This window comes from Pseudomonas sp. S12(2018), assembly GCF_024355235.1.
Classification (GTDB): Bacteria; Pseudomonadota; Gammaproteobacteria; order Pseudomonadales; family Pseudomonadaceae; genus Aquipseudomonas; species Aquipseudomonas palmensis.
The window spans coordinates 469,574-494,429 of record NZ_QLAD01000004.1; the positions used below are offsets into that span (position 1 = coordinate 469,574).

Sequence of the window (24,856 nt, forward strand, 5' to 3'; positions counted from 1 at the left end):
CTTGATCTGAAATTCCGGGTGCTTTTGGTGTTGAAGTCTCCAAAATGTCGTTACCTCACCAGCATCAATGCTGAAACGGTAACCCCTCCAGCTTCCCCACAAGCCAGAACCTTGATGTAGTGGTCACTCCATTACTGATGAGCACAGCGCTCAGGCAGGTTTCGACCTGTCCCTTTCGAAAGACGGCCAGTAGCCCCGACTACACAACAGTCAAGGCCATGGTCTGCTTCTTACATCAGAAACTGTATTTGACCGTAAGCATCAGGTTGCGCGGGTCGCCGTAGATGTTTTCGGCGCGAGCTGGACTGTCGGTGATGCTCACGTAGTATTTTTTGTTGAACACGTTGTTGAGGTTCAGGCGTGCGTCGATATGCTCGGTGGGCTTGAAGCCGACCATCAGGTCCAGCAGGGCGTAGGCATCCTGCTCGACCTTGTAGCCACTCCCCTTGTTGTACACGGAGTTCTGACCATAAGCGGTACCGCCGATGCGCCAGCGTTCAAGATCGCCTGGCAATTGATAGCTGGTGGTGAGCTTGACCAGGTGGCGCGGCAGGTCCGTATCGAAACCGCGGCCGACGTTGGCGCGGTTGGAATCACTGAGGTACTTGACCTCGGTGTAGGTATAGCCTGCGCCAACTTGCCAGCGAGGCGTGATTGCGCCTTGCAGTTCCATATCGATACCTTGCGAGCGCACTTTACCTGCCGCTTCATAGCACGTTACGGCAGTCGGGCAGCCGTCGGCGACTCGCGCACGGTTTTCCTGATCCATCCGGAACAACGCAATGGAGCCATTAAGTGCACCGTTGAAGTATTCGCCCTTGATACCGATTTCATAGTTCTTGCCCACGATCGGGGCCAGCAGGCCGCCGCTGGCATTCAGATTATTCTGCGGTTTGAAGATATCGGTATAGCTCACGTAGATCGAGTGATTATCGTTCAGATCGTAGATCAGGCCTGCGTACTTAGTGACGTGTCGTGTGACCTTGTAGTCCACCGTCCCGTATTGAGATTCGGCGTCATAGTCGTACCAGTCCAGGCGACTGCCGAGGATCAGGTGCAATGGGTCTGCCAGGCTGAAACGCCCGGTGACGTAGGCGCTCTTCTGGTGGATATCAATGTGTTGCCAGAAGGTGGAGATCAGCGACGACGGTTTGGGGCGAAGGCTCGGATCCCAATTGTAGATGTCGATGTCGTTGTAGATGGAGTTGTCGGTGTTTTCTACCACCTTGATCTTCTCTTCCCGGGCACTGGCACCGGCCACCAGTTGGTGTTCGCGGCCCAACAGCTGGAACGAGCCGCTGGCGAACGCGTCGACGCCGGTCTGGTCGTCATCGTATTTGTAGCCACCAAAAATCTGGCGATAGACATTGTTGGTGTTGTAGACCTTGCTGGCGAGGTGATCCAGCTTTGACCAGGTCTTGTTGCCGGACAGGGTGAGCCTCCAGTCGTTGGCGAGATTGTGTTCAAGCTTGGCAAAGGCGATGGTGGTGTCTTTGTCCCAGTAATCCCAGTCGTTGCCCAGATAGGTCGAGCGGGGCAGGTTTAGGTCGCTGCCATCCGCCGCCACGGGAATGCCGCCCCATGGTACGTGGTTGTTGTCGTCCTGATAGGACGCGCCCACGGTCAACAAGGTGTCGTCGGTCAGGTCTGCCTCCAACACGCCATAGTAGACGCCGCGTTCGGTCTGGATATTGTCCTGGAAGCTGTGGTTGTTCTGGTAGGCACCCACCAAGCGTCCACGGACCGAGCCCTGCTCGCTGAGAGGACCACTGACGTCCACCTCCGAGCGATAGCGGTCCCAACTGCCGGCGCTGGCGGTAATGCTTGCCTGGGTTTGTGCGGTGGGCTTCTTGCGTACCAGGTTGATCGAGGCTGCCGGGTTACCGGAGCCCTGCATCAGGCCGGTCGCGCCACGGACAATTTCAACGTGGTCGTACATCGCCAGGTCGCCCGACGCGATGATGTCGGCGGCGTTGGCTCCGACGTTGGTCGGGATCCCGTCGTACATGATGTTGTCGACCTGGAACCCGCGGGAGTAGTAGCGCTGCCTGTCTGGGCCGAGTTTCTGTGAACTCATGCCGGGGGTATTGCGCACCACATCATCCAGGGTGTTCATCGCCTGGTCATCCATGCGCTGGCGCGTGATCACCGTGACCGATTGAGGGGTTTCGCGCACAGTCAGCGCAAGCTTGGTTGCGCTACGCATAGGGCCGGTGGTGTAGGAGCCACTGCCTTCGGTAGTCTCGCCCAGGCCTCGGCTGTTCACGGTGGTGGCATCAAGTTCCAGGCTGCTTGCTGCTGGAGTTGCAATCACCCAGACCGCGCCTTCGGTGCTCAGTACCAGGCCGCTCCCTGCCAGCGCTAGGCGTACCGCTGATTCGGTTTCATACCGCCCCTTGAGCGCTGGAGCGGATTTGCCGGCAGTCAGGCGCTCGTCGAAGGCCAGGCTGATACCGGCTTGCAAACCGATCATGCGTAGGGACTGAGACAGCGGTTGGACAGGCAGGTCGAAGTCGAAGCTTGCGCCAAGGGCCGGGATGCTCAGCACCAGGGCCGAGCCTGCGGCCAGGCTTCGGAGGGCGTTGTACAGCATGGGGTCATCTCTCGTTGATGTGGGCAGATACTCCCTGACGGAGTAGCGCCACATTTCCCTGACGTCCGATTGCAAAAAAGATCAGCGAGGCACCAACCAAATGGCGTCATCGCGACGTTGCAGGGTGGCGTTGGCCAATACCGGCAGGGTCTCGACGAAACTTTCTATGTCACCCAACTGCACCACCGCCGACAGCCGACGTTGCGACGGGCCGAGGACTTTCATGGGTAGCCGCTGGTAGCGCGACAACACCGCAGCGACCTCTGCGAGGCTCGCATCCTCGAAGTTGAGGTTGCCGTCGGCGAAGCTGAACGCCGCCGAAGCCGAGCGGGCAAGGCGGGTTAAATGGCCAGCCACATCGCAACGAATTACCTGGCCAGCTTCGAGTACCGCCTGAGCGGTATCGCTATCGACCTGTACACGTCCGCGCTCGACGCTGACCTGGATCTGCTCGGGCAGGCGCTCGACCACAAAACGTGTGCCCAGCACCCGCACCCGTGCCAATCCGGCTTCTACCAGAAATGGCCGCTGGGCATCGCGCTGTACCGAAAAAATCGCCCGCCCCCGCAAGAGCATCAGGTACCGCTCGCCGCTGGAGTAGCGCACGTGCATTAGCGAATCGGCATCGAGGGTCAGTTGGCTGCCATCGTCCAACGCCACCGACCGTTGCTCGCCGATGCCAGTGGCGTACTGCACTTCACGGCCAACCGGCCGCGACCAGGTCAGCAAGCCCCCCAGGCCCGACATCGCCAGCAGCCCCAGCAGGCTCCCGCCCAACAACCGCCGACGCCTGACGCCCTCCATGGCCCCCGCCAATGCCTGGGTCTGCGAGGTGTGGGTAAAGCCCTGCCACAGGTCGACGAAGGTCTGGTATTCCTCGACGTGCCGCGGGTCTGCTTCCAGCCATTGGTTGAAGCGCGCGCGTTCTGGGTGATCGTCGGGCAATTCGAGCATCCGGGTGAACCAGCGTGCAGCCTGCTGGCGAACATCGCTCATGACAACAGCGCCCGCGCCGCACGTAGGTCGAGCATCGCACGGATTAGATGGCGCTCGACCGCCGACAGAGATATCCCCAGCAGCTTGGCGATCTCGGGTTGGCGGCGGCCTTCGATACGCGCCAGCCAGAACACCTCCCTGCACCGTGGTGGCAGGCAATCGAGAATACGTTGCAGTGCATCCAGGCGCTGGGCCAAGTCCGCAAGGTGTTCAGTCGATGGCGAGACAGCCGCCTGCCCGGCCACGACCATCAACGGTTCAAGTGTTCCTTCACCCTCGGGCAGCCCCACATAGCGACGCGCCTCACGGTAATGGTCGATCAGCACCGAATGGGCGATGCGCCGCAGGTAGGCATTTGGTTGCTCGATTTTCCGACGCTGGGACGCCAGTACGAAGCGTATGAAGGCATCGTGCAGCACGTCACAGGCGCGTTGCATGCACTGGGTGTGCCGGCCGATCCCCAGGAGGAGGTCGGAATATGCCCACTGCAAATTGATGCCTTTCCACTCCATCCCAATGCTTCCTTTCCCAGCAAGATGGCGGATCATAGGCACCCAGAGCAGTAATGACAAATGGGAATCATTCTTTTTGATAGGTGGGATATCCAGCTTTGGACATGGAGTACACCTAAGACCAGCAACGATGGCTGCGAAAATATTCGCCTCGGGGCGCCGGCTCTGGTGACTATACGACCGCTATTCAGCCCGAAGATGTCGATGAATCCAGATGCAATTTCTGCGTGGACTCACCGGCAGCTTTGGGTCGGAAGCGGTCGTCCATAGATATCCGCTTCTGGCCGAAAGCAGCCTTCACCAAAAACCAGGTATCGATCGATAGCCCCACAGACAGCCTCAACCAACCCGCCCTTGAACATCCCCCAACACCCGCTAACCTTCGCCCATCGCTTTTTGTCTGCTGTTTCGTGTCATGGCGGCTGTGCGTGGGGCGCATTCGTGCGCGCCGGGTTCCTTGATTCCCGGTCTACCAACCTGCGTACAGCGCCACCCTTCGTCTGGTAGCGATAGGTGTCGGCTCCGCCAATCAAGGGAACTGCACAATGACAAGAATTGTCCCCGAACCCCGCGTGTTAATCCCCGCAAAACCACCTACACCGCCTTCGGCTGTTGCAACGGCCACCCTCCCCCTGTTTTCCGTCTGCGAAGGCATCGAGCTCGAACATGCGTTGGTCCATCTGTCTCTACAGATCCAATGCGCCAAGGAGATAGCGACAGGCCGAGGTCGGCCATGAGCGGAGATACGATCATTCCGCTACGTCATTACTGATATCAAGCGCAGTGTTAATTAACCAATCACATAGCTGCTGAGCCGGCGGGCTGAGCTGCCTATCTTTGGCATGAACAAGGAAATAATTTTTTCCGGTTTGCAGCGCGTATGGAAACAGCTGTATCAGACTCTCACGCTCCAAGTCATCTTCCACCAGCCAAGGGCTTGTCAACACTAGGCCATGGCTTCGTCGGGCAGCATCGATAGCCATTTCCGACCGGTCAAAAAGCAAGTCAGTTATCGTTCCATCAAAGGACATACCGGCTTGTGTCAGCCACCGCGACCAATTGGCATGAGAAGTGGTGTAAAGCAGGGTAGCCCCCCTAAGATCACCCACCCCCGTCAATTGCAGTCGATCCCGGTATTCTGGGCTGCAATAAACTTTCACCTCGTCGCGCAGCAGTAACCGTACATGGAGACTGTCATCCTGACCGTCAAAATGACGTACGGCCAGATCGAACGTGTACCCATGGAAGTCGACTGGCGTGACCGATGCGCTCAGGTGAAGCTTTAACCCGGGAGACTTACAGGTCAGGTCAGGCATGCGCCTGGCAAACCATGTGTTGGCGAAAGCCGGTGGCATGCTCAGCCGTACCAGGGATGCATCCTTACCTTGCACCATGGCGCTGGCTTCGTTGATCTGCTGTAGCGCTGGCTTGACTTGTTCCCAGTAGCGAAACGCCTCATCGGTAGGCTGTAGCTTACGCACGCTACGCACGAACAGCGATGTGCCCAGCCAATCCTCCAACTTGCGTATCTGCTGCCCGACAGCACCCGGGGTGACAAACAGTTGACGCGCCGCCAGCAATGCGCTGCCTGTTTGCATTACCGCATCGAAGCAGACAATGGCCTTGAGTGGCGTGTTGGCTCGCATGGTGCAGTTTTTCTCTTTCATAGTCTCAATACTGATGATTTGTACCCCGCCGGCGTTCTCACGACAATCAGATCATCATCCGCTCATACCTATGAAGGTTTCTGACATGAAAATTCTGATCATCCATGCCCATCCAGAGCCACATTCTTTCAACGGCGCCATGACCCAAACTGCCGTACGAACGCTTACGGCATTGGGGCACGAGGTACAGGTCAGCGACCTGTACGCGCAAAGTTGGTCAGCTGTACTCCAGCCTGGCGATTTTGCCCATCGCGACAATTCACAGTACTTCGACGCATCAAAGGAGCAGGAGCACGCTCAGGCCCATGCAAAAGTATGCCCGGATGTCCTGTGTGAACAGGCCCGCGTCGAATGGGCAGATCTGGTGATATTCCAGTTCCCGATGTGGTGGTTTTCCATGCCCGCAATCCTCAAGGGATGGGTTGACCGCGTGCTGAGTCGTGGTTTCGCATATTCGTCCGGACGCAAATACGATAGTGGGCATCTAAAGGGCAAACGAGCAATGCTGAGCTTGACCACAGGCACAGCGGACACTCTTTATACACCGAGCGGCATTGATGGCGACCTGCACCACATTCTCTGGCCCATTCATAACGGAATTCTCGCGTACACCGGCTTCACCGTGCTGCCGCCATTTGCGGCATGGATGCCGGCACAGGTTAGTCAAGAGCAACGCCAGCAGTACCTGCATGACTATGCCGAACGCTTGTCGAGTATTGATGACCTTCCACCGCTATTTTTTCACCCTCGCCAGGACTACGACGAGAATCAGCAGCTTAAGCCAGGAGTAATCGCCCGCTCCGGCGTACAGTGGAACCCGCGTGCTGGTCAGACCTTCGAAAAGTCGGCTGCAACTTTTGCCCAACGTCGTTCGTAACTTAAAGGCCCTGTCGGGCCCTTCCCACAAACTCTTACTTGTAATGGAGCGTCAGGTTGAAAGGTTACTGGATCATTTTCGGTACGGACATAATTGACTCGGCTGCACAGCACGCATATAGCCGGCTTTGGGCGCCGATCAGTGAGAAGTACAATGCCAAGATCAAGGTTCTTGAGACCGGTGCATTGGTCGAATCCCACATCAGCACGCGAGTACTTACTGTCGAATTCCCCAACTATGAACAAGCCAAAGCTTGCTACAGCGATCCCGCCTACGCCGAGGCCAAGCAATTCGCAGTACGTGCCTGTCACCGCGAAATGATCATTATTGAAGGTAACCTCGCCTAGTATTGTGTGTGTTGGAGGTTGATCCGTGAATGCCCGCTTTAGGTCGGAAGCGGTCGTCCATAGATTTCCGCTTCTGGCCGAAAGCAGCCTTCACCAAAAACCAGCTATCGATCGATAGACCCATAGACAGCCTCAATCAACCCGCCTTGAACATTCCCCAATCCCCGCTAACCTTCGCCTCGCCGCTGTCATTTCAGCGGCCGGGTCTTCTAGCCCGCCAAGTAAAAAGCGCACAGCGCCAGCTGAAAGTCATTGGCGCTTTTTTGTGCCCGTGGTTTCGATTTATGGTGGCTAGGTGTGGGAGACCTTCGGGTCTGCCGGGTTCCTTTAGCCCCGGTCTTGCAGACCCGCACGTAGCCGCCACCCTATCAACTGCAAGTGATGGCTGGCGGTTCCACTGCAAAAGGGAGCTGCACAATGACAAAAATCGTCCCCGATCCCCCGCTTGTTAATCCCCGCAAAACCGCCTACACCGCCTTCGGCTGTTGCAACGGAAACCACCCTCCCCTGTTTTCCGTCTGCGAAGGCATCGAGCTCGAAGATGCGTTGGTCCATCTGTCGCTACAGATCCAATGCGCCAAGGACACCACCGCACAAGCTTGCGAACGCGCCGACGCGCAGTTCAAGCACCTGCTGGTGGCAGCGCAGCAGTCGCTGGAGATGAGCACCGTGTTGATCGACACGGTGCTGGACGGCATGGAGGCGCAAGCGGTAGACGCGTAACGACGTGACACCCGGGCCGCAGACGCGGCTCACTGATAGGGGTGCCTATACGCCAAGTAGGAGCCGGCTTTGCCGGCGAAGCGACGCGCGGGCAGCGCGCGACCTAGAGAGCGCCATCAGATTCAAGGCATGCCCCCCAAACCCAGATGCAATTACAAGACAGGTGACTGAGGATGTCTTCAGAAAGGCCACCAAAGGATCGCGGTGAGGTTATCAGGTGCCAGTCAATGCTGTTGTGCCGGTCACAAGATCGAGCGCCGCGAGCGCGGCGCTTCGCCGGCAAAGCCGGCTCCTACATGGGCTGCCACGTGCCAACGCCTGTGAGATTCGAGTTGCCAGCCACCACAACTACACCACCAGAATCGCCTCATGCACATCAATCGTCGGAATCGGCATCACCCCGCGCCGCATGTCGAGCCACTGGCGCATCTTGCAGGCGTCGAAAATCTGGCCCTCGTCCATCATCGTCAGGATGAGCTTTTGAGACATGTGGTAACACCCACATTTCAGGCAACGCCGCCCTTCCCACCCGGCTGGGCAGTCGATGGCCTCGGCGTGGCCGGCGCAGATCAGACAGCTCATGCAACCCCCTGATTGTTTTTCTGGGCGGGAAGGAACGTGCTGGTTACACCACAAAAAACAGCGTTCGAAAAAGGCATGAAAATTCCGTGCCAAGGCACGTATCTCGACAGATGGCAGCTGTTTCGGGCACCCGCCTCACTGGCCCCTGCGAAGGTCGTCGATCAGGGTCTTGTACCCGGCCACCTGCTGCTTGACGTAGGTGCGCAATTGATCACCGGTCAGGGCGAACGGCAGCAGCCTGAAGCCGCTGCGAAGCTGGGCGAACTGTTCCGAGGCCAGTAGCTGGTCGAAGGTGTGCTTCCACCAGGCATAGTCCTCGTCGCTGACCCCGGGCCCCAGATAGAAACCCCTGACCACCGGGCAGACGATGTCGTAGCCCTGTTCCCTGGCGGTGGGTACGTCCTTGAGCTCACCGCCCAGGCGTTCTTCCGAGAGTACGGCCAGCAGGCGCATTTCTCCGCGCTGCAGGTGCGTGATGACCTCGAACGCATCGGTACTGCTGACTTCGATGTAACCGCCCAGCAACGCCGTGGCGCTTTCGCCGCCGCTTTCCAGGGCGATGTAGCGCAATTCGCCAATATCGATACCCGCGGCCTTGGCGAGCAACGCGGCCTGCACCCAGTCCTGCCCGCCGGCAGTGCCGCCGGAGCCGAACAGCACCTTGCGCGGCTGCTGCTTCAGCGCCTTGACCAGGTCGTCGAGGTTCTTGTACGGGGAGTCGCTTCTTACCGCGATGGCGCCATAGCTTTTGCCCAGGGCGGCGACCCAGCGTACCGCGCCCTCGTCGAAGCGCCCGAACTTGCCCTGGGCAAGGTTGAGCAGCGACCCGCTGGACCACGCGATCAGGGTGCCCGGCTCTGCCGGCCGTTGCGCGATGATGGTGTTGTAGGTCACCGCCCCGACCCCACCGGGCATGTAGGTGATCTGCATGGGCTGGTCGAACACCTTGTCCTGGGCCAGGGCTGTCTTTATCAACTGGCACATCAGGTCCCCACCGCCACCCGATGAACCGGGCACGATGCATTCGGGCGAAGACGGCGGCGCCGCCAGCAACGAAGTGGCGAACAGGGAGCAAGCAATCGAGCAGATACTGCGCAGGAAAAACGTCATGGCGGTCGCCTGTTATTGTTTTTGGTATGACTTGGCAGTTGCGCACCGGGCGGGTTGTCGCCAGTGCACAACTGCACGTACCAAATCTTAGGCTGTGTAGCTTTCTCCAACCTTGCAGCAAGGCAGCGTACGCTGCCCGCGCCATGACTGCAAAACCGGCACCACGGCAGTTACGCAGCGCCCGCCTGGCGGCCGACGCTCAGTTGCAACTGGGCAACGCGCCCGATCTGCTCCCAGTCGATCTGCAGGCCCAGGCCCGGTTGCTGCGACACCGTCACCTGCCCTTGCGCGTTGGTGCGGATCGGGTTGGCGGTGGCGAACTCGAACAGCTCGACCTCGCACGCCTGTTCGAAGTAGCTGCACACCGGCTGCCCCAGCATCAGGTGCAGGTTGGCCGCCTGCGCCAGCGAATGCCCCCAGCTCTGCAATTCGACCTTGAGCCCGCTGGCCGCAGCGTGGTGGATGATCTTCAGCGCGGGGGTGATGCCGCCGCAGGTCATCACATCCACCCGCACACGGCTCCAGCACTGCTGGCTGGCGGCAAACGCCACCAGTTGGCTGTCGGTGATGGCGTTGCCGGCGGCCAGCACCGGCACCTGCAGCCGCGTGCTCAAGTGTCGGTACCCGGCCAGGTCGTAGTCGTCCAGCGGCGCCTCGAACCAGGCGTAGCCCAGCTCGCCCAGCACCCGCCCGACCTTGAGCGCGGCGTCCAGGTCGTAGCGCTGCTCCACGTCCAGCATCAGCGCCAGGCCCTTGTCGCCGTGGGCCCGCTGAACCTGCTCGAGCAGTTGCAGGTCGCGCGCCGGGTCGCACCAGCAATGGAACTTGATGGCCGCAAAGCCCGCCTCGACCAGTTGCTGCACGGCGTCCACATAGGCCTGCGGCGTGGCCAGCACCGGCGTGCTGGCGTAGGCGTCGATGCGCTCGCGGTAGCCGCCCAGCAGCCTGAACAGGGGCAGGCCCGCCGCCTGCGCCGCGATGTCCCACAGCGCCACGTCGATCAGCGCCTGGGCCTGGGCCGAGCGCGCATAGGCCCTGGGCTTGAAGTGCATCCACAGCCCTTCGCGCTGCAGTGCCGAGCGCCCGAGCAGGTCGGGGATCATGTCGCGCAGCGTCTCGGCCAGTACCGCGTCGGGGTGGTGCGTGGTGTACGAATCGGTAGCCGCCACGCCGACGATGCCGTCGCAGGTGCTGATGCGGATGAAGGTGTGCGTGGTGCACGGCGCCGGTTGCTCCGGGGTCCAGGTGGAGCCGCGCAGCGGCGGCGCGCACACGAACACCTCGACCCGGTCGATGATCTGGTTGTGCATGGGGGCCTCCCGCCTCTAGGTGCGAACGCGATAACGCTCGATCATCGCCTCGTCCAGTATCACGCCAAGGCCTGGGCTGTCGGGCACGCGCACATGGCCGTCCTCCAGCGCCAGCAGGTTGCTCACCAGGCCACGGAACAACGGGCTGTCGCTTTGCGAGTATTCGATCAACTCGCCAAACTCGCTGGCCGCCAGAAAGTGCACGGTGGCTGCCAGCAGGATGCCGGTGCTGAAGCCGTGGGGTACCAGTTGCGCGCCGTGCAGTTGCGCCAGTTCATAGATGTGGCGCATCTCGCTGATGCCGCCGCAGCGGGTGATGTCGGGCTGGATGATCGCCGGGCGCGAAGCCTCCAGAAAGTGACGGAACTCGTGCCGCGTGGCCAGCCCCTCGCCGCCGGATACGCGCAGCCCAGAGCGCTCGGCCAGGTACGCCAGGCCGCGGGTGTCGTCCGAAGGCAAGGGTTCCTCGATCCAGTTGAGGTTGAACTGGCGCAGTGCATCGCATTGCACCAGCGCGTGGGAGTAGTTGCGCCAGCGCCCCACCAGGTCGATCTGCAGTTGCACGTCGTCGCCGATCTCCTCGCGCACCAGTTGCAGCAATGCCTTGTCCCTGGGCAGGTCTTCGCCAAAACCTGCGCCGCCGAGCTTGATGCTGCGCAGGCCCTGGGCCAGCAGGCCGCGTACCCGCTCGCGGTTGCCGGCCTCGTCGGGCCGCGGGATGAAGGTGCCGTAGGCGGCGATGCGCTCACGGTACTTGCCGCCGAGCAGGGTGTGCACCGGCACGCCGTAGTGCTGCCCGGCGATGTCCCACAGGGCGATGTCGAGCGCGCTGATGGCATGGATGGCCACGCCGCGCCGGCCCATGTATTCGCAGTGGCGGTACATCTTCTTCCACAGCCGGTCGATTTCCAGCGGGTTCTCGCCGACCAGGATGTCGCGCAGCCCCTGGCAGGTTTCATGGGATGCCGGGGTTTCGATCAGGGCCTTGACCACGGCCGGCGAGCTGTCGGTTTCACCGATGCCCAGCAGGCCGCTGTCGGTGTAGATGCGCACGATCAACGCATCCTCACCCCACTCGCAGGGCTGGTCGAGCGCAGGCACGCGCAACCAGATCGCTTCTACATCGACTATTTTCATTGCAGGTTTTCCAGAGTTTTCGGGGCGCCCTGGCAAGCTTGGCGAGGGGCCTGTTCGGCGTCGCATGCTGTGCCCTGGGCCAGGCGGGCGGACTGCGCTTCGATCAGGTGTGCGGGCATTGCCGCGTAGTCTTCGCGCAGCCACTTCAGCAGCCCCCAGATCTTCACCATGAGGATGAAGATGAACGGGATGGCGGTGAGGATCACGGCAGTCTTGAGGGTGTTGAGCGAGGCATTGATGTACAGCATCGCCAGCGGCAGCACGGCCAGCATCAGGCACCAGAACAGGCGCAGGCTCGGCGACGGGTCCTGGCCTTCACGCAGGTTGCGGGTGCTGGTGGCGGCCACGGTGTAGGCCACGGCGTCCAGGTGCGAGGCCAGGAACACCAGCATGAGCAGGAAGTACACCACCGACAGCAGTTTGCCGAACGGCAGGCTGGCGAGCAGCATCGACACCGCCGCTTCGCCGCCGGCACCGCTGAGCATGGCCGGGGCATTGACCACATCGGTGACGAACTGGTGAATGGCAAAGCTCTGCAGGCTGCCGAAGAAGAACCAGCAACCGCCGCAGCCGCCCAGGATCATCGCCAGTACCACCTCGCGAATCGTGCGGCCCTTGGAGACGCGGGTGACGAAAATTGCCACGCCCGGCGTGTAGGTGATCCAGTACAGCCAGTAGAACACGGTCCAGTCACGGGAGAAGCCGCCGTCCCCGGTAGGGTCGGTGAACAGGCTCATGTGGATGAAGTTCTGCAGGGTCAGGCCGATGGCGTTGGCGATGTTGCTGACGCTGAACTGGGTGGGCCCCAGCAGCAGCACGACCAGGGCGAACAGCATGGTCATGCCGCAGGCCAGCTTTGCCAGGCGCTGCATGCCGGAGCTGATGCCGATGTAGGAGCTGAGCGAGAACACCAGTGTCACCAGGATCACCAGCGACGCCTTGAGCATGAAGCCGTCGGCAAGCCCGGTGAGGTCCGACAGCCCCTTGGCCACGGTGGAGGTGGTCAGGGTGGTGGTCAGCACCAGCCCGCCGAAGGTGGCGAACAGGAAGATCAGGTCGATGACCCGCCCGACCGGGCCGTGGGCCTTGTAGCCGGTGATCGACTCGATGATGCCCGCCAGGCTCAAGCCTTTGTTCTTGCGCACATGGAAGTGATACGCCATCGCCAGCGAGGCGATGCCGTAGATGGCCCACGGGGTCACGCCCCAGTGGAAGAACGAGTAGGCGATGCTCATCTCCAGCGCCTGCTTGCTGGCGGCGGTGATGTTCAGGCCCGGGGTGAGGTAGTAGTAGGCCCATTCCATGAACGCCCAGTACATGGTCGCCGAGCCGAGGCCGGCGCAGATGAACATGAAGATCCAGCTCGTGTTCCTGTACTCGGGCTTGCCCTCGCCCAAGCGGATGTTGCCGTACTTGCTCATGCCCAGGCCGATCACCAGCACCACGCAGGCAAAGCCCAGTACCTGGACCAGCACGCCGAAGGTGGTGGTGGCACGGGTGAAGAGCTGATCGGCCAGTACCTTGGCCTGATCGGGGAACATCATCAAACCGATGACCGTCAGCGATATCACCACGATGCTGGTGAAAATCAGCGTCAGGTCTTTCTGGGTGTTCTGCTGCATAGTGAGTCCCAACTGTTGTAATTATTGGACAGACCCCCGTATTGGCAGGCTCGGCGGCTAATGTAAGCTGGTGCCCAGCGCCGAGAGAATCGCGATTTGGTAATGGACTAATAACGAAGTCTTATGAATAAATTCGCCCTGACCCGCCTGCCGCACATGACCCTGCTGCTGGCCTTCAAGACCGTTGCCGAGCACGGCAGCTTCACCCGTGCCGCCACCGCGCTGCACCTGTCGCAGTCGGCCATCAGCCAGCAGGTGGTCAAGCTGGAGGAGGCATTGGGGGTGACGCTGTTCGTGCGTTCGACCCGTACCGTGGCCCTGACCAGGGCCGGCGCCGCGCTGCTGGACGATGTTCGCGCCCCCTTCGACCAGCTGGTGGCCGCCTTCGAGAAATGCGCGCGCAAGGCCGCACCGTCGGTGCTGCACATCGAGGCCGAGCCGGTGATGAGCGCGTTCTGGCTGACCCCGCGCCTGAAGCATTTCACCCAGCGCTTCCCCGCGCTGCGCATCCAGCAACTGCTGAGCACCCAGCGCGTCGAGTTTCCCGACGAGGTAGAGCTGGCGATCAAGTGGGGCACGGCCGACTGGCCGGGTTTCGAGACGCAGTTTCTGATGGGCCTGAACTACGTGCCGATCTGCTCGCCCGCATTGCTCGAAGGGCCCGACGCGCTGCGGGTGCCGGCCGACCTGGCGCGTCACCCGCTGCTGCATGACCGGCATCATCACGACTGGGAAGCCTGGCAGGCGCTGTACCCCACGCCAGGGCTGGAGGTGCGCAGCGGGCACGTGGTCACCGACTCCAATGTGCTCGCGCAGCTGGCGATCGAGGGGCATGGTGTCGCCCTGTGTGCGATCGAGCTGACCGAACGGGCGGTGCGCAGCGGCGAACTGGTGATGCCCTTCCCCGAGCTGGTGATGCCGCATCAGCTGGCGTATTACCTGCTGACCAAGCCGCACAAGCAGATCAGCGACATGGCCCGGCAGTTCATTGCGTGGCTGAAGGAAGAGGCAGGCAACGGGGCGTAGTGCGTGACTGGGTGCCCGATCAGCCCATCAGTTCGACGGCAAGCACTCCAGCTCTTATATAGACTGGGTCTGGACGCGACTCACTCACGGGATTGCACGATGAATCACCGCTACACCCGCCTGGACAGGCTGGCCAGCAGTTCACTGCGCCTGAACATGGGGCTCGCCGTGCTCCTGGGCCTGGCGCTGCTGTTGACTGGCTTATGCTACTGGGGCGTGAATCGCGTGCTGCAGAAGCAGGAAGACACGGTGAAGTTTCACTTCGCCCGCCTGATGGAAAACATCCGCGAGCAGGAAGCCTTTCTCAGCGCCGTGTCGCGCAAAAGCGCCGAAGGCCAACTGCTGGGCGCCTCCAGTGTGCCGGTGGTGGTGCAACGGTCTTCGTCCGATGCCACCGGTGCGGTCTATGAAGAACTCGAATACGCCTTCTCCCTGCCGTTCAGCGTGAAGATCAACCCGGCCAGGATCGCAGCCTCGCAACACGCCAGCGTCTCTACCCTGGGGGCGAACCTGGCCAACTACTACAGTGCATTCTGGTCGGCTTCGCACTATCAGTCGCCCCAGGTACTGCTGTTCAACCTGCCGGACAACTTCGATATCAGCGTACCGGCCATGGGGCGCCTGCGCGGCACGGGTCGGCCCCGACAAGAGGACTTCGATCGTGTGGTGCGCCAGGTGGGCAAGAGCCTGCACGACCACGCGCCGCAGGACCACCAGGTGCAGTGGGTGCCCTATGACGCAGGCCCCGATGCCCCTGCCACTGTGCTGGGGTATGTCGACATCGACCTGTCGGCAACCCGGCTGCACATTTCAGGGGCCAGCCCCTCGGTGGTGGTGGCGTCCATGTTCACGCTGGATCAGGTCAACAACATCGAACGCATCATGCAATGGTCGATCTACGATCACTTCAGCCTGATCGCCCCCACCCGCGAGGCATTGGTGGGCGAGTTCAAGCCCGATCGGGTGCTGCATGAAGGCCTGAACCTGAACGCTGACGGGCTGGTGTTCCGTGTGACAAGCCCGGGCGAGCAGCCCTGGACCGGCATCTATGTGATCGGTTTCAACAGCTTTGTGGACTATGCCTTCTGGCCGCTGCTGGGGCTGGTTGCACTGATGCTGGCCGGATTGGGCGGCGGCTGGGCGTTCAATCGCTGGTATCGCAAGCATGTGGTGTTGCCTGCCCACCGTGCACTTGAAGACATCGCCGAGAGCGAGGCTTTCAGTCGAGCCGTCATCGACACGGCGCCAGCCGGTCTGTGTGTGCTGCGTTGCAGCGACTACGCGGTGCTGCTGGAAAACCAGCACGCCCAGCAGTCCCACGGCAGCGCCACGCTGATCAGCGCCCTGCGTCTACAGCACGACCTGGCCGAGCGGGGCTCAACCGATCTGCAGGTTGAAGGCCGCCATTGGCACGTGAGCCTTGTGCCTACCCGCTACCACGGCGAAAACGCCTGGCTGTGTGCCTTTCATGACGTTACCCGGCTTGTCGAAGATGCCGCCAGCCTTGAACAGGCGCGCTTGGCCGCCGATTCCGCCAATGAAGCCAAGACACGTTTCCTGGCCACCATGAGCCATGAGATCCGCACACCGCTGTACGGCGTACTGGGCACCCTGGAGCTGATGGGGCTGACCGCGCTCGACCCGCGCCAGCAGCACTACCTGCAGACCATCCAGCGATCATCGGCCACCCTGTTCCAGCTGATCAGCGACGTGCTGGATGTGTCGAAGATCGAATCCGGACAGATGACCATCGACGATCTGGACTTCTGTCCTCTGGAGATGATCGAGGCCACACTCGGCACCTACAGTGCATACGCCCAGGCCAAAGGCTTGCAACTGTATGCCTGCATCGATGCCGACCTGCCCGACCGGCTGCGCGGCGATCCGTTGCGCATTCGCCAGATCCTCAACAACCTGCTGAGCAATGCCATCAAGTTCACCGACAGCGGCCGGGTGGTGCTGCGGGCTCGGGTCGTGGAACAGGACAGCGAGTACAGCCAGTTGCAGTGGCAGGTCAGCGATTCGGGACTGGGCATTTCCCAGGCCCAGCAGGTGCATCTGTTCGACCCGTTCTATCAGGTGCGCGACGCCAGCAGCGAGGCCGGCGCAGGCCTGGGCCTGTCCATCTGCCGCCGGCTCTGCGAACTGATGGGCGGCCAGCTCGACGTGGTCAGCGCAATCGGGCTGGGCAGCAGTTTCACCCTGCAGTTGAAGCTGCCCCGCGCCCCCGGCGCACTCACCGACTGTCCTGAACTCGAGCCATCCACCGCCCCTGTGTACGTGCGCGCACCCGTCCCGGAACTGGCCCGGCACCTTTGCGCCTGGCTCGTTCGGCTGGGGGTCGACGCCCGTCCGCTGGCCAGCGACATGGGTTCGGGCAACGACGCGACACTGTTGGTGGACATGCTCGCGTCCGGTCAAGCGTGGGCTGGCCCCCGGATCAACGCCGTACCGGGCGGGCCCAACCCACCCGACCACGACGCTGATGGCTGGGAGGTCGATGCCTACGACGTTCGCGCGATCGCCAGGGCGGTGGGCCTGGCGCACGGCGGTCACGACACGCAGCACAGCGCCTGGCCAGCGGGCACCCGCCAGCCACTGGACCTGCGGATTCTGGTAGCTGAAGACAACCCCATCAATCAGGCAATCATCAAGGAGCAACTCGAAGCCCTGGGCTGCGTGGTCACGGTGGCGTTCAACGGTGAGCAGGCACTGGCACTCTGGGCGCCCGGGGCGTACGACCTGGTGCTCACCGACGTCAACATGCCGGTTATCAATGGCTATGAGCTGACCCAGGCATTGCGCCAGCAGGATGCCGACCTGCCCGTGATCGGCATCACAGCCAACGCCATGCGCGATGAAGGCGAGCGCTGCGCGGCCGTGGGCATGAACGCCTGGATGGTCAAGCCCCTGAACCTGCACACCTTGCGCACTCAGCTGTTGCAGCACTGCGAGCTGGTTCTGCCGCAGCCCTTCACCGAGGTCGACGACGCCGCCACCACACCCTTGAGCGACGTCGACACCGTCCACGTTCCGCCTGCGATGCGAAAACTGTTCATCACCTCGATGCGCGACGACCTGCGCAAGATCCACGTCGCACTGGACAACGCCGATGCCGGCGTCCTGGCGCAGGTACTGCACAGCCTGGGCGGCGCCCTGTGCTCGGTTCAGGCGTTCGCCCTGGCCACCTTGTGCGCCGAACTGGAATGCCAGCTTGCGGGGTCGCACATCACGCCGCAGCTGGCCCGGAAAGTACGCCAGGTGCAAACGCGCCTGGAGACCGTGCTGAACACACAGCAGGCCCTGGACGGTTGAAGCCGTCCTGTCTCACGTATTCGAAGAGGATTGTTGCGCAACGAAAAAAGGGCCACTTTTCAGTGGCCCTTCTTTCTGACGAATTACAGACCTTTCGATCTGTAGCTCCAAATACTGGAGCGGGAAACGAGACTCGAACTCGCGACCCCGACCTTGGCAAGGTCGTGCTCTACCAACTGAGCTATTCCCGCGTCGTGTTGATGGGGGCCATTCTAGCGATTTTAAAAACGCCGTCAACCCCTTGATTCAAAAAAGTTTATTTTATTTCAGAGCCTTCACGCAGGTGCGGCCAGGCTGCACGCAGGTAGTGCACCATCGACCACAGGGTCAGCCCCGCCGCCACCAGCAGCAGCGCATAACCCAGGCCTACCCAGAACCCCCACACCGGCGGATTGCCCAGCAGGATCACCAGCGCCAGCATCTGCGCCGCGGTCTTCCACTTGCCCAGGTTGGACACCGCCACATGGGCACGTGCGCCCATCTCGGCCATCCATTCACGCAGCGCCGACACCACGATCTCGCGACCGATGATGACCGCCGCCGGCAGCGTGAGCCACAGGTTGGCATGCACCTGCACCAGCAGCACCAGGGCCACGGCCACCATCAGCTTGTCCGCGACCGGGTCGAGGAAGGCGCCAAACGGAGTGCTCTGCTGCCACCGACGAGCCAGGTAACCGTCCAGCCAGTCGGTGGCGGCGGCAACGGCAAACACGCTGCTGGCGGCTATGTAGCTCCAGTGATACGGCACATAGAACAGCAGTATGAAGATCGGTATGAGCAGAACGCGTAGTACGGTAAGCAGATTCGGGATATTCATCGGCACAACTGGCTGCGAGGTGAGCGGGCATTCTACTCGCTATGCAGGCTGTCATAAATCGACTCGGCAAGCTTTTTACTGATTCCGGGTGCTTTGGCGATTTCTTCGACGCTGGCACGGCTCAGTTCCTGCAGCCCGCCAAAGTGTTTTAGCAGGTCGCGCCGGCGCTTGGGCCCTACCCCGGCGACGCCTTCCAGGGTCGAGGTGCGCCGCGTCTTGCCGCGCCGCGCGCGGTGACCGGTGATGGCGAAACGGTGCGCTTCGTCGCGGATCTGCTGGATCAGGTGCAGCGCCGGCGAGTCGCCCTTGAGGGTGAACTCGTGGGCCACATCGTTGAGGTACAAGGTTTCGAAACCGGCCTTGCGCGTGGTGCCCTTGGCCACGCCCAGCAGAATCAGGTCGGGCACGGCCAGTTCCTGCAGCACGTCGCGGGCCATGTTCAGCTGGCCCTTGCCGCCATCCACCAGCAGCACGTCCGGCAGTTTGCCCTCGCCGTCCTTGATCCGCGAGAAGCGCCGGGTCAGGGCCTGGTGCATGGCCGCGTAGTCATCGCCGGCGGTCACGCCCTCGATGTTGTAGCGCCGGTAGTCGGACTTGATCGGGCCCTCGGGGCCGAACACCACGCAGGAGGCCACGGTGGCCTCGCCGCTGGAGTGACTGATGTCGTAGCACTCCAGGCGCTGAGGGGTTTCATCCAGGTCCAGCACCTGGGCCAGCGCATCGAAGCGCGCGGCCATGTGCTGGCGGTTGGCAAGACGCGCCATCAGCGCCTGCTCGGCGTTGGTCACGGCCAGTTGCTGCCAGCGCGCGCGGGTGCCGCGCACCCGATGGCTGATGGTCAGCTCGCGACCCCGCAGGGCCTCGACGGCGGCGCACAGGGCTTCGAAGTCTTCGTGCACCACGTTGACGATCAGCTCGGCAGGCAGTTCGCGCTCGGCGTTGCCCACGTAGTACTGGGCCAGGAACGCCGACAGCACCTCGGCCACGTCTTCCTCGATGCCCACCTGCGGAAAGAAGTTCTTGCTGCCCAGCACCCGCCCGCCGCGCACGCTGATAAGGTGCACGCACGCCCCGCCCGGGTTGACGAAGGCGGCCACCACATCCACGTCGCCGCTGCCGCCCTCCATGCTCTGCTGATCCTGCACGCGACGCAGCAAGGCGATCTGGTCGCGCAGCTCGGCGGCACGCTCGAACTCCAGGGCCATCGCGGCGCGCTCCATCTCTTCGTTGAGCTCGTTGGTCAACTGGTGGCTGCGCCCCTCCAGGAACATCACCGAGTGGCGCACGTCGGCGGCGTACTCCTGTGGCTCGACCAGGCCGACGCACGGCGCCTTGCAGCGCTTGATCTGGTACTGCAGGCACGGCCGGGTGCGGTTGGCGTAATAGCTGTCTTCGCACTGGCGCACGAAGAAGGTCTTCTGCAGCAGGCTCAGGCTTTCGCGAATGGCACCGGCACTGGGGTAAGGGCCGAAGTACCTGCCCTTGGCCTTCTTGGCCCCGCGATGGATGCCCAGGCGCGGGTAGTCGCCATCACTGAGGAACACATAGGGGTAGGACTTGTCGTCGCGCAACAGGATGTTGTACGGCGGGCGCCATTCCTTGATCAGGGTCTGCTCGAGCAGCAGCGCCTCGGTCTCGTTGGCGGTAATGGTGGTTTCGACCTGGGCGATGCGCGCCACCAGCGCGGCTGTCTTGGGCGCCAGGCCCGCCTTGCGAAAATAGCTCGCCAGGCGCTTCTTGAGGTTTTTGGCCTTGCCTACATACAGCAGGCGCGCGCCTTCATCGAACATCCGGTAGACACCCGGACGTCCGCTGCAGGTCGCCAGAAAGGCACTTGAATCAAACGCTGGGGTCATATCAGAGGTTGGCGTCAACCATACCGTGGCGCACGGCCAGCAACGTCAGTTCCACGTCGCTGGTAACGGAAAGTTTCTCGAAGATCCGGTAACGGTACGTATTCACCGTCTTCGGCGACAAGCACAGCTTGTCGGAAATGATCTGCACCTTCTGGCAACCGACGATCATCAGGGCGATCTGGATCTCCCGCTCCGACAGGCTGTCGAACGGCGAGGCATTCTGCGGTTCGAACGACTTGAGTGCCAGCTGCTGGGCTATCTGCGGGCTGATGTAGCGCTGCCCGGCAAACACCAGGCGAATGGCCTGGACCATTTCACCCAGCCCGGCGCCCTTGGTCAGGTAGCCGGCCGCACCGGCCTGCAGCAGGCGGGTGGGAAACGGGTCTTCCTCGCACACGGTCACGGCCACCACCTTGATGTCGGGGTGGCTGCGCAGCAGCTTGCGGGTCGCCTCCAGGCCACCGATGCCGGGCATCTTGACGTCCATCAGGACCACGTCGGGCTTGAGTTCGCGGGTGAGTTTCAGTGCTGCCTCGCCGGAATCGGCTTCCCCTACCACCTGCAGGCCGTCGATGTCGGCCAGCATGCGGGTAATGCCCGTACGCACCAAATCGTGGTCATCGACCACCAGGACCCTGATCAAGCAGACACCTCGCGTTACGGTGTGAATTGTATCCGGCCACCTTAGCAAAAAATCGACCCGGTGAGCTAACTGTAAACGCCATCCGGCTGACGTCAATTTCCCAGCCTTCCTACGTGGCTTCCTACGCGGCTCATCGTCACTGCAGCTTGGCTTCTGCCTGGATGAGCAGACCTGCCTGTACAGGCACAGGCCACGCATGAAACTGAAACTATGCCCGGCTCGCCACGCGGAGCACAAGCGGTGGCGAATGCAAAAAAAAGCAACGCCAATAAAACAGGCTGTTCACGCTCGCGATGCACTCATCAACACAACTAACCCGTCGCCCGAGTGGAACTTTCAAAACATTAAGCCGAAACGGTTTACCTAATTAAATGAAGGCGATTTGCCACCATTAAAAGTTATGTAAAACCCCGTGGAAGCATTTTTTTGGCGCCATTAAAACACACCCAATACACATATCAATTTTTTGACGTCGAACTTTCTACAAACTATATGTCATTGTTTTTAAACGGTTTTTTAACTTTCACAAAACAAACTATATTTTTTTCTAGTTAATTTGATATGAAGTGTTGCCGTTCCAAAATTAAACGCTATAGGATGAAAAAAAGAGAGATAAGCCGCCGACGAACATCAACGTTCGCCGCGTTTCAGTTTGCGCCTGCCGCCTGAACATTTATCAACTACACAAGGGTTCGCTCAGGCGAACAGTGCTAAAGGGATCTCTATGAACATCAGTATTTTCGGGCTCGGATATGTAGGTGCCGTGTGCGCCGGGTGCCTCTCGGCACGTGGCCACAATGTGGTGGGGGTGGATATCTCCCCGGCCAAGATCGACATGATCAACCAGGGCAAGTCGCCCATCGTCGAGCCGGGGCTCGAGCAGCTGTTGCAACAGGCCGTGCAGCAAGGGCGCCTGTACGGCACCACCGACGTACAACGCGCCGTGCTCGACACCGAACTGTCGCTGCTGTGCGTGGGCACGCCCAGCAAGAAGAACGGCGACCTCGACCTGGTGTACATGGAGGCCGTATGCCGCCAGATCGGCGAAGCCCTGCGTGACAAGGCTGGCCGTCACACCGTGGTGGTGCGCAGCACCGTGCTGCCAGGCACGGTCAACAACGTGGTCATCCCGCTGCTCGAGCAAGCCTCGGGCAAGAAGGCCGGCGTCGATTTCGGCGTGGCGGTCAACCCCGAGTTCCTGCGTGAAAGCACGGCCATCAAGGACTACGACTTCCCGGCCATGACCGTGATCGGCGAACTCGACACCCAGTCGGGCGACATCCTGCAATCGCTGTACGAGGGCCTGGACGCCCCGGTGATCCGCAAGTCGATCGAAGTGGCCGAGATGATCAAGTACACCTGCAACGTGTGGCACGCCACCAAGGTGAGCTTCGCCAACGAGATCGGCAACATCGCCAAGGCCTCCGGGGTGGACGGACGCGAGGTAATGGACGTGGTATGCCAGGACCACAAGCTCAATCTGTCGCGCTACTACCTGCGCCCCGGCTTCGCCTTCGGCGGCTCGTGCCTGCCCAAGGACGTGCGCGCCCTCACCTACCGCGCCGGCCAGCTGGACGTCGAGCACCCGCTGCTGGCCTCGATCATGTCCAGCAACCGCAGCCAGGTGCAGAACGCATTCGACCTGGTCAGCGGTTTCAACAAGCGCCGTATCGGCCTGCTGGGGCTGAGCTTCAAGGCCGGCAGCGACGACCTGCGCGAAAGCCCGCTGGTGGAGCTGGCCGAAATGCTGATCGGCAAGGGTTACGAGCTGCGCATCTTCGACGCCAACGTCGAGTATGCCCGGGTGTTCGGCGCCAACCGCGACTACATCGAGTCGAAGATCCCGCACGTGTCGTCGCTGCTGTGCAACGACCTCGACCAGGTGATCGACGGCGCCGAGATCATCGTGCTGGGCAACAACGACCCGCGTTTCGCCCAGGCTCTGGAAGGCAATGGCGACAAGCAGATCGTCGACCTGGTCGGTTTCATGCCCAACGCCAGCAACGCCACCCAGGAAGGGATCTGCTGGTAAGGCCACAGGCTCCGTCAAGAGAGCCCAAGGCGTTCGACTCCACGCGTCACCCGACTGTTTACCTGCCTGAGTGCCGCCTCCTTCGGAGCGCCGGCGAACCTCATGTGCGTGAACGGCCGGGTGCGCGCTGCCCGTACCAAGGAGAAACGGCACCATGAAACCACAGCAACAGCGGCCCGAGGGCCGACCCGGCTACCTGCAGGCAGGCGCCAGCTTCTGTGCCTGGGCCTGCCTGTTCGGCCTGGTCGCGCTGGCGTCGCAGATGATCGCGCCGCAGTACCTGGACCCCAGCCACCACACGTTCATCTTCATCATCGGTACCCTGGGCATGTGGCGCTACGGCAATGCCATCGTCCACTACATCCGCGGCATGTACTTCCTGCACTGGAAGTTCCCGCGCATCCGCAAGGCGGTCGAGCGCATGGGCGACGATGCCCTGCCCTCGCACATGTTCATGGTGGTGACCAGCTTTCGCATCCCCACCCACACCACCTTCAAGGTGTACCAGTCGGTATTCCAGGAAGTGCAGCGGCTGAACGTGCCGTGCACGGTGATCGCCTCGATCGTGGAAAAAGGCGACGAGCAGTTCATCAAGACCATCATGCGCAACGAGGTGGTCGATCGCGACGACATCAAGCTGGTGATCGTGCGCGCCCGTGGCACCGGCAAGCGTGACGGCCTGGCCCATGCCTTCCGTGCCCTGTCGCGGCAGATGCCGCTGCAGGACGCGGTGGTCGGCGTGGTCGACGGCGACACCATGATGCTGCCCGGCTGCGTCGAGCGCGCGGTCAAGCTGTTCGCCTACCTGCCCAATGTCGGTGGCCTGACCACCAACGAGTTCTGCGAGGTCGAAGGCAGCCCGCTGATGCGCCAGTGGCACTCGATGCGCTTCGTGCAGCGGCACATCAACATGTGCTCGATGGCCCTGTCGCACCGGGTGCTGACCCTGACCGGCCGGCTGTCGTTCTTTCGCGCCAGCGTGATGACCGACCCCGAATTCATCCGCGACGTGGAAGCCGACTTTCTCGAACACTGGCGCCTGGGCCGCTTCCAGTTTCTCACCGGCGACGACAAGTCCTCGTGGCTGAGCCTGATGCGCGCCGGCTGGGACACCTTCTACGTGCCCGACAGCAACACCCTGACCGTGGAGCATCCACCAGACAACAGCTTCTGGCGCGCCACCCGCCAGCTGATGTTCCGCTGGTACGGCAACTCGCTGCGCCAGAACTTTCGCGCCACCCACCTGCTGGGCCGCGCCCGCCTGGGCCTGTTCACCCTGTACGTGCTACTCGACCAGCGCGTGTCGATGTGGACCTGCCTGATGGGCCTGACCGCCTCGGTAGTGGCCGGCGTGGTGTTCGGCATCGAGTACCTGCTGGTGTACCTGTTCTGGGTACTGCTCTCGCGCAGCCTGGTGACGGTGCTGTTCCTGTTCGCCGGTCACCCGGTCAGCCCGGTGTACCCGTTCGTTCTCTATTACAACCAGATCGTGGGCTCGCTGATGAAGGTGTACGCACTGTTCCACATGGACCAGCAGAGCTGGACCCGGCAAAAAACCACGCTAAGCAACGGCACTGTCGATTTCGACACGGCCCTGAACCGCTGGTCATCGAAGGCGATGCTGTTTTCATCCATCGCGATTTTCTTCGGTGCCATCTCGGTACTTCTCGAACTCACGCAACGTTAAGGAA

General features: G+C 61.6%; 19 protein-coding genes and 1 tRNA gene. 7 read left to right on the forward strand and 13 right to left on the reverse strand.

Annotation, left to right across the window (positions count from 1 at the left end; all coding sequences use genetic code 11):
- Positions 1–235 precede the first annotated feature (235 nt).
- The 4 genes from DN388_RS12505 to DN388_RS12520 form a co-directional block, all read right to left on the reverse strand.
- Positions 236–2,593, reverse strand: coding sequence for a TonB-dependent receptor (locus DN388_RS12505; RefSeq protein ID WP_254999990.1), 2,358 nt, complete (start codon positions 2,591–2,593; stop codon positions 236–238).
- Positions 2,594–2,674: 81 nt separating this feature from the next.
- Positions 2,675–3,589, reverse strand: coding sequence for a FecR domain-containing protein (locus DN388_RS12510; RefSeq protein WP_254999993.1), 915 nt, complete (start codon positions 3,587–3,589; stop codon positions 2,675–2,677).
- Entirely contained in the window at positions 3,586–4,101 is a 516-nt protein-coding gene (locus DN388_RS12515; RefSeq protein ID WP_254999995.1) for an RNA polymerase sigma factor, read from the reverse strand. The genes DN388_RS12510 and DN388_RS12515 overlap by 4 nt, the downstream gene beginning before the upstream one ends.
- A 749-nt stretch (positions 4,102–4,850) precedes the next feature.
- The gene (locus DN388_RS12520) at positions 4,851–5,768 is read right to left on the reverse strand and encodes a LysR substrate-binding domain-containing protein (RefSeq protein ID WP_052504262.1); all 918 of its coding nucleotides are present in this window, start codon (positions 5,766–5,768) and stop codon (positions 4,851–4,853) included.
- A gap of 85 nt (positions 5,769–5,853) precedes the next feature.
- On the opposite strand from DN388_RS12520, the gene DN388_RS12525 reads away from it, so the two are divergent.
- The 3 genes from DN388_RS12525 (at position 5,854) to DN388_RS12535 (ending at position 7,715) form a co-directional block, all read left to right on the forward strand.
- Positions 5,854–6,645 carry an NAD(P)H-dependent oxidoreductase gene (locus DN388_RS12525; protein WP_254999998.1) on the forward strand — a complete coding sequence of 264 codons (792 nt, stop codon included), beginning with the start codon at positions 5,854–5,856 and terminating at the stop codon, positions 6,643–6,645.
- A gap of 56 nt (positions 6,646–6,701) precedes the next feature.
- The gene (locus DN388_RS12530) at positions 6,702–6,992 is read left to right on the forward strand and encodes a DUF1330 domain-containing protein (protein WP_255000000.1); all 291 of its coding nucleotides are present in this window, start codon (positions 6,702–6,704) and stop codon (positions 6,990–6,992) included.
- Between the two features lie 417 nt (positions 6,993–7,409).
- Positions 7,410–7,715, forward strand: coding sequence for a DUF3077 domain-containing protein (locus DN388_RS12535; protein WP_058540395.1), 306 nt, complete (start codon positions 7,410–7,412; stop codon positions 7,713–7,715).
- A 348-nt stretch (positions 7,716–8,063) separates the two neighbouring features.
- Here DN388_RS12535 and DN388_RS12540 read toward each other — a convergent pair whose 3' ends face one another.
- The 5 genes from DN388_RS12540 to DN388_RS12560 all read right to left on the reverse strand — a co-directional run bounded on the left by DN388_RS12540 (position 8,064) and on the right by DN388_RS12560 (position 13,476).
- Complete coding sequence (locus tag DN388_RS12540; protein ID WP_177333018.1) at positions 8,064–8,204, reverse strand: hypothetical protein; 141 nt, start codon at positions 8,202–8,204, stop codon at positions 8,064–8,066.
- A 228-nt stretch (positions 8,205–8,432) separates the two neighbouring features.
- A complete protein-coding gene (locus DN388_RS12545; protein ID WP_104572603.1) occupies positions 8,433–9,407 on the reverse strand; it encodes a tripartite tricarboxylate transporter substrate binding protein in 975 nt (324 codons plus the stop codon).
- Positions 9,408–9,577: 170 nt separating this feature from the next.
- Positions 9,578–10,717, reverse strand: coding sequence for a mandelate racemase/muconate lactonizing enzyme family protein (locus tag DN388_RS12550; protein WP_054916483.1), 1,140 nt, complete (start codon positions 10,715–10,717; stop codon positions 9,578–9,580).
- 15 nt (positions 10,718–10,732) lie between these two features.
- Entirely contained in the window at positions 10,733–11,854 is a 1,122-nt protein-coding gene (locus DN388_RS12555) for a mandelate racemase/muconate lactonizing enzyme family protein (RefSeq protein WP_043860271.1), read from the reverse strand.
- Entirely contained in the window at positions 11,851–13,476 is a 1,626-nt protein-coding gene (locus tag DN388_RS12560; protein WP_054916484.1) for a BCCT family transporter, read from the reverse strand. Before DN388_RS12560 ends, DN388_RS12555 begins: the two co-directional genes overlap by 4 nt.
- 123 nt (positions 13,477–13,599) lie before the next feature.
- Between DN388_RS12560 and DN388_RS12565 the strand changes: the two genes are divergently transcribed.
- A complete protein-coding gene (locus DN388_RS12565) occupies positions 13,600–14,502 on the forward strand; it encodes a LysR substrate-binding domain-containing protein (protein WP_054916485.1) in 903 nt (300 codons plus the stop codon).
- A 99-nt stretch (positions 14,503–14,601) separates the two neighbouring features.
- Positions 14,602–17,817 (forward strand): hybrid sensor histidine kinase/response regulator, encoded by a 3,216-nt coding sequence (locus DN388_RS12570; RefSeq protein ID WP_255000016.1) that lies wholly within the window; start codon positions 14,602–14,604, stop codon positions 17,815–17,817.
- Between the two features lie 115 nt (positions 17,818–17,932).
- Here the strand turns inward: DN388_RS12570 and DN388_RS12575 are convergent.
- From DN388_RS12575 to uvrY, 4 genes are all read right to left on the reverse strand, one after another.
- Positions 17,933–18,008, reverse strand: a tRNA-Gly gene (locus DN388_RS12575).
- Between the two features lie 65 nt (positions 18,009–18,073).
- Positions 18,074–18,634 carry a CDP-diacylglycerol--glycerol-3-phosphate 3-phosphatidyltransferase gene (gene pgsA / locus DN388_RS12580; protein ID WP_043860267.1) on the reverse strand — a complete coding sequence of 187 codons (561 nt, stop codon included), beginning with the start codon at positions 18,632–18,634 and terminating at the stop codon, positions 18,074–18,076.
- Between the two features lie 32 nt (positions 18,635–18,666).
- Positions 18,667–20,490, reverse strand: coding sequence for an excinuclease ABC subunit UvrC (gene uvrC, locus DN388_RS12585; protein WP_043860266.1), 1,824 nt, complete (start codon positions 20,488–20,490; stop codon positions 18,667–18,669).
- Position 20,491: 1 nt separating this feature from the next.
- The gene (gene uvrY / locus DN388_RS12590; RefSeq protein ID WP_043860265.1) at positions 20,492–21,133 is read right to left on the reverse strand and encodes a UvrY/SirA/GacA family response regulator transcription factor; all 642 of its coding nucleotides are present in this window, start codon (positions 21,131–21,133) and stop codon (positions 20,492–20,494) included.
- Between the two features lie 724 nt (positions 21,134–21,857).
- Between uvrY and DN388_RS12595 the strand changes: the two genes are divergently transcribed.
- Entirely contained in the window at positions 21,858–23,165 is a 1,308-nt protein-coding gene (locus DN388_RS12595) for a nucleotide sugar dehydrogenase (protein WP_043860264.1), read from the forward strand.
- Between the two features lie 154 nt (positions 23,166–23,319).
- On the forward strand, positions 23,320–24,852 hold the full coding sequence (locus DN388_RS12600; RefSeq protein ID WP_173925053.1) for a glycosyltransferase: 1,533 nt from the start codon (positions 23,320–23,322) through the stop codon (positions 24,850–24,852).
- The last annotated feature ends 4 nt before the right edge of the window (positions 24,853–24,856 follow it).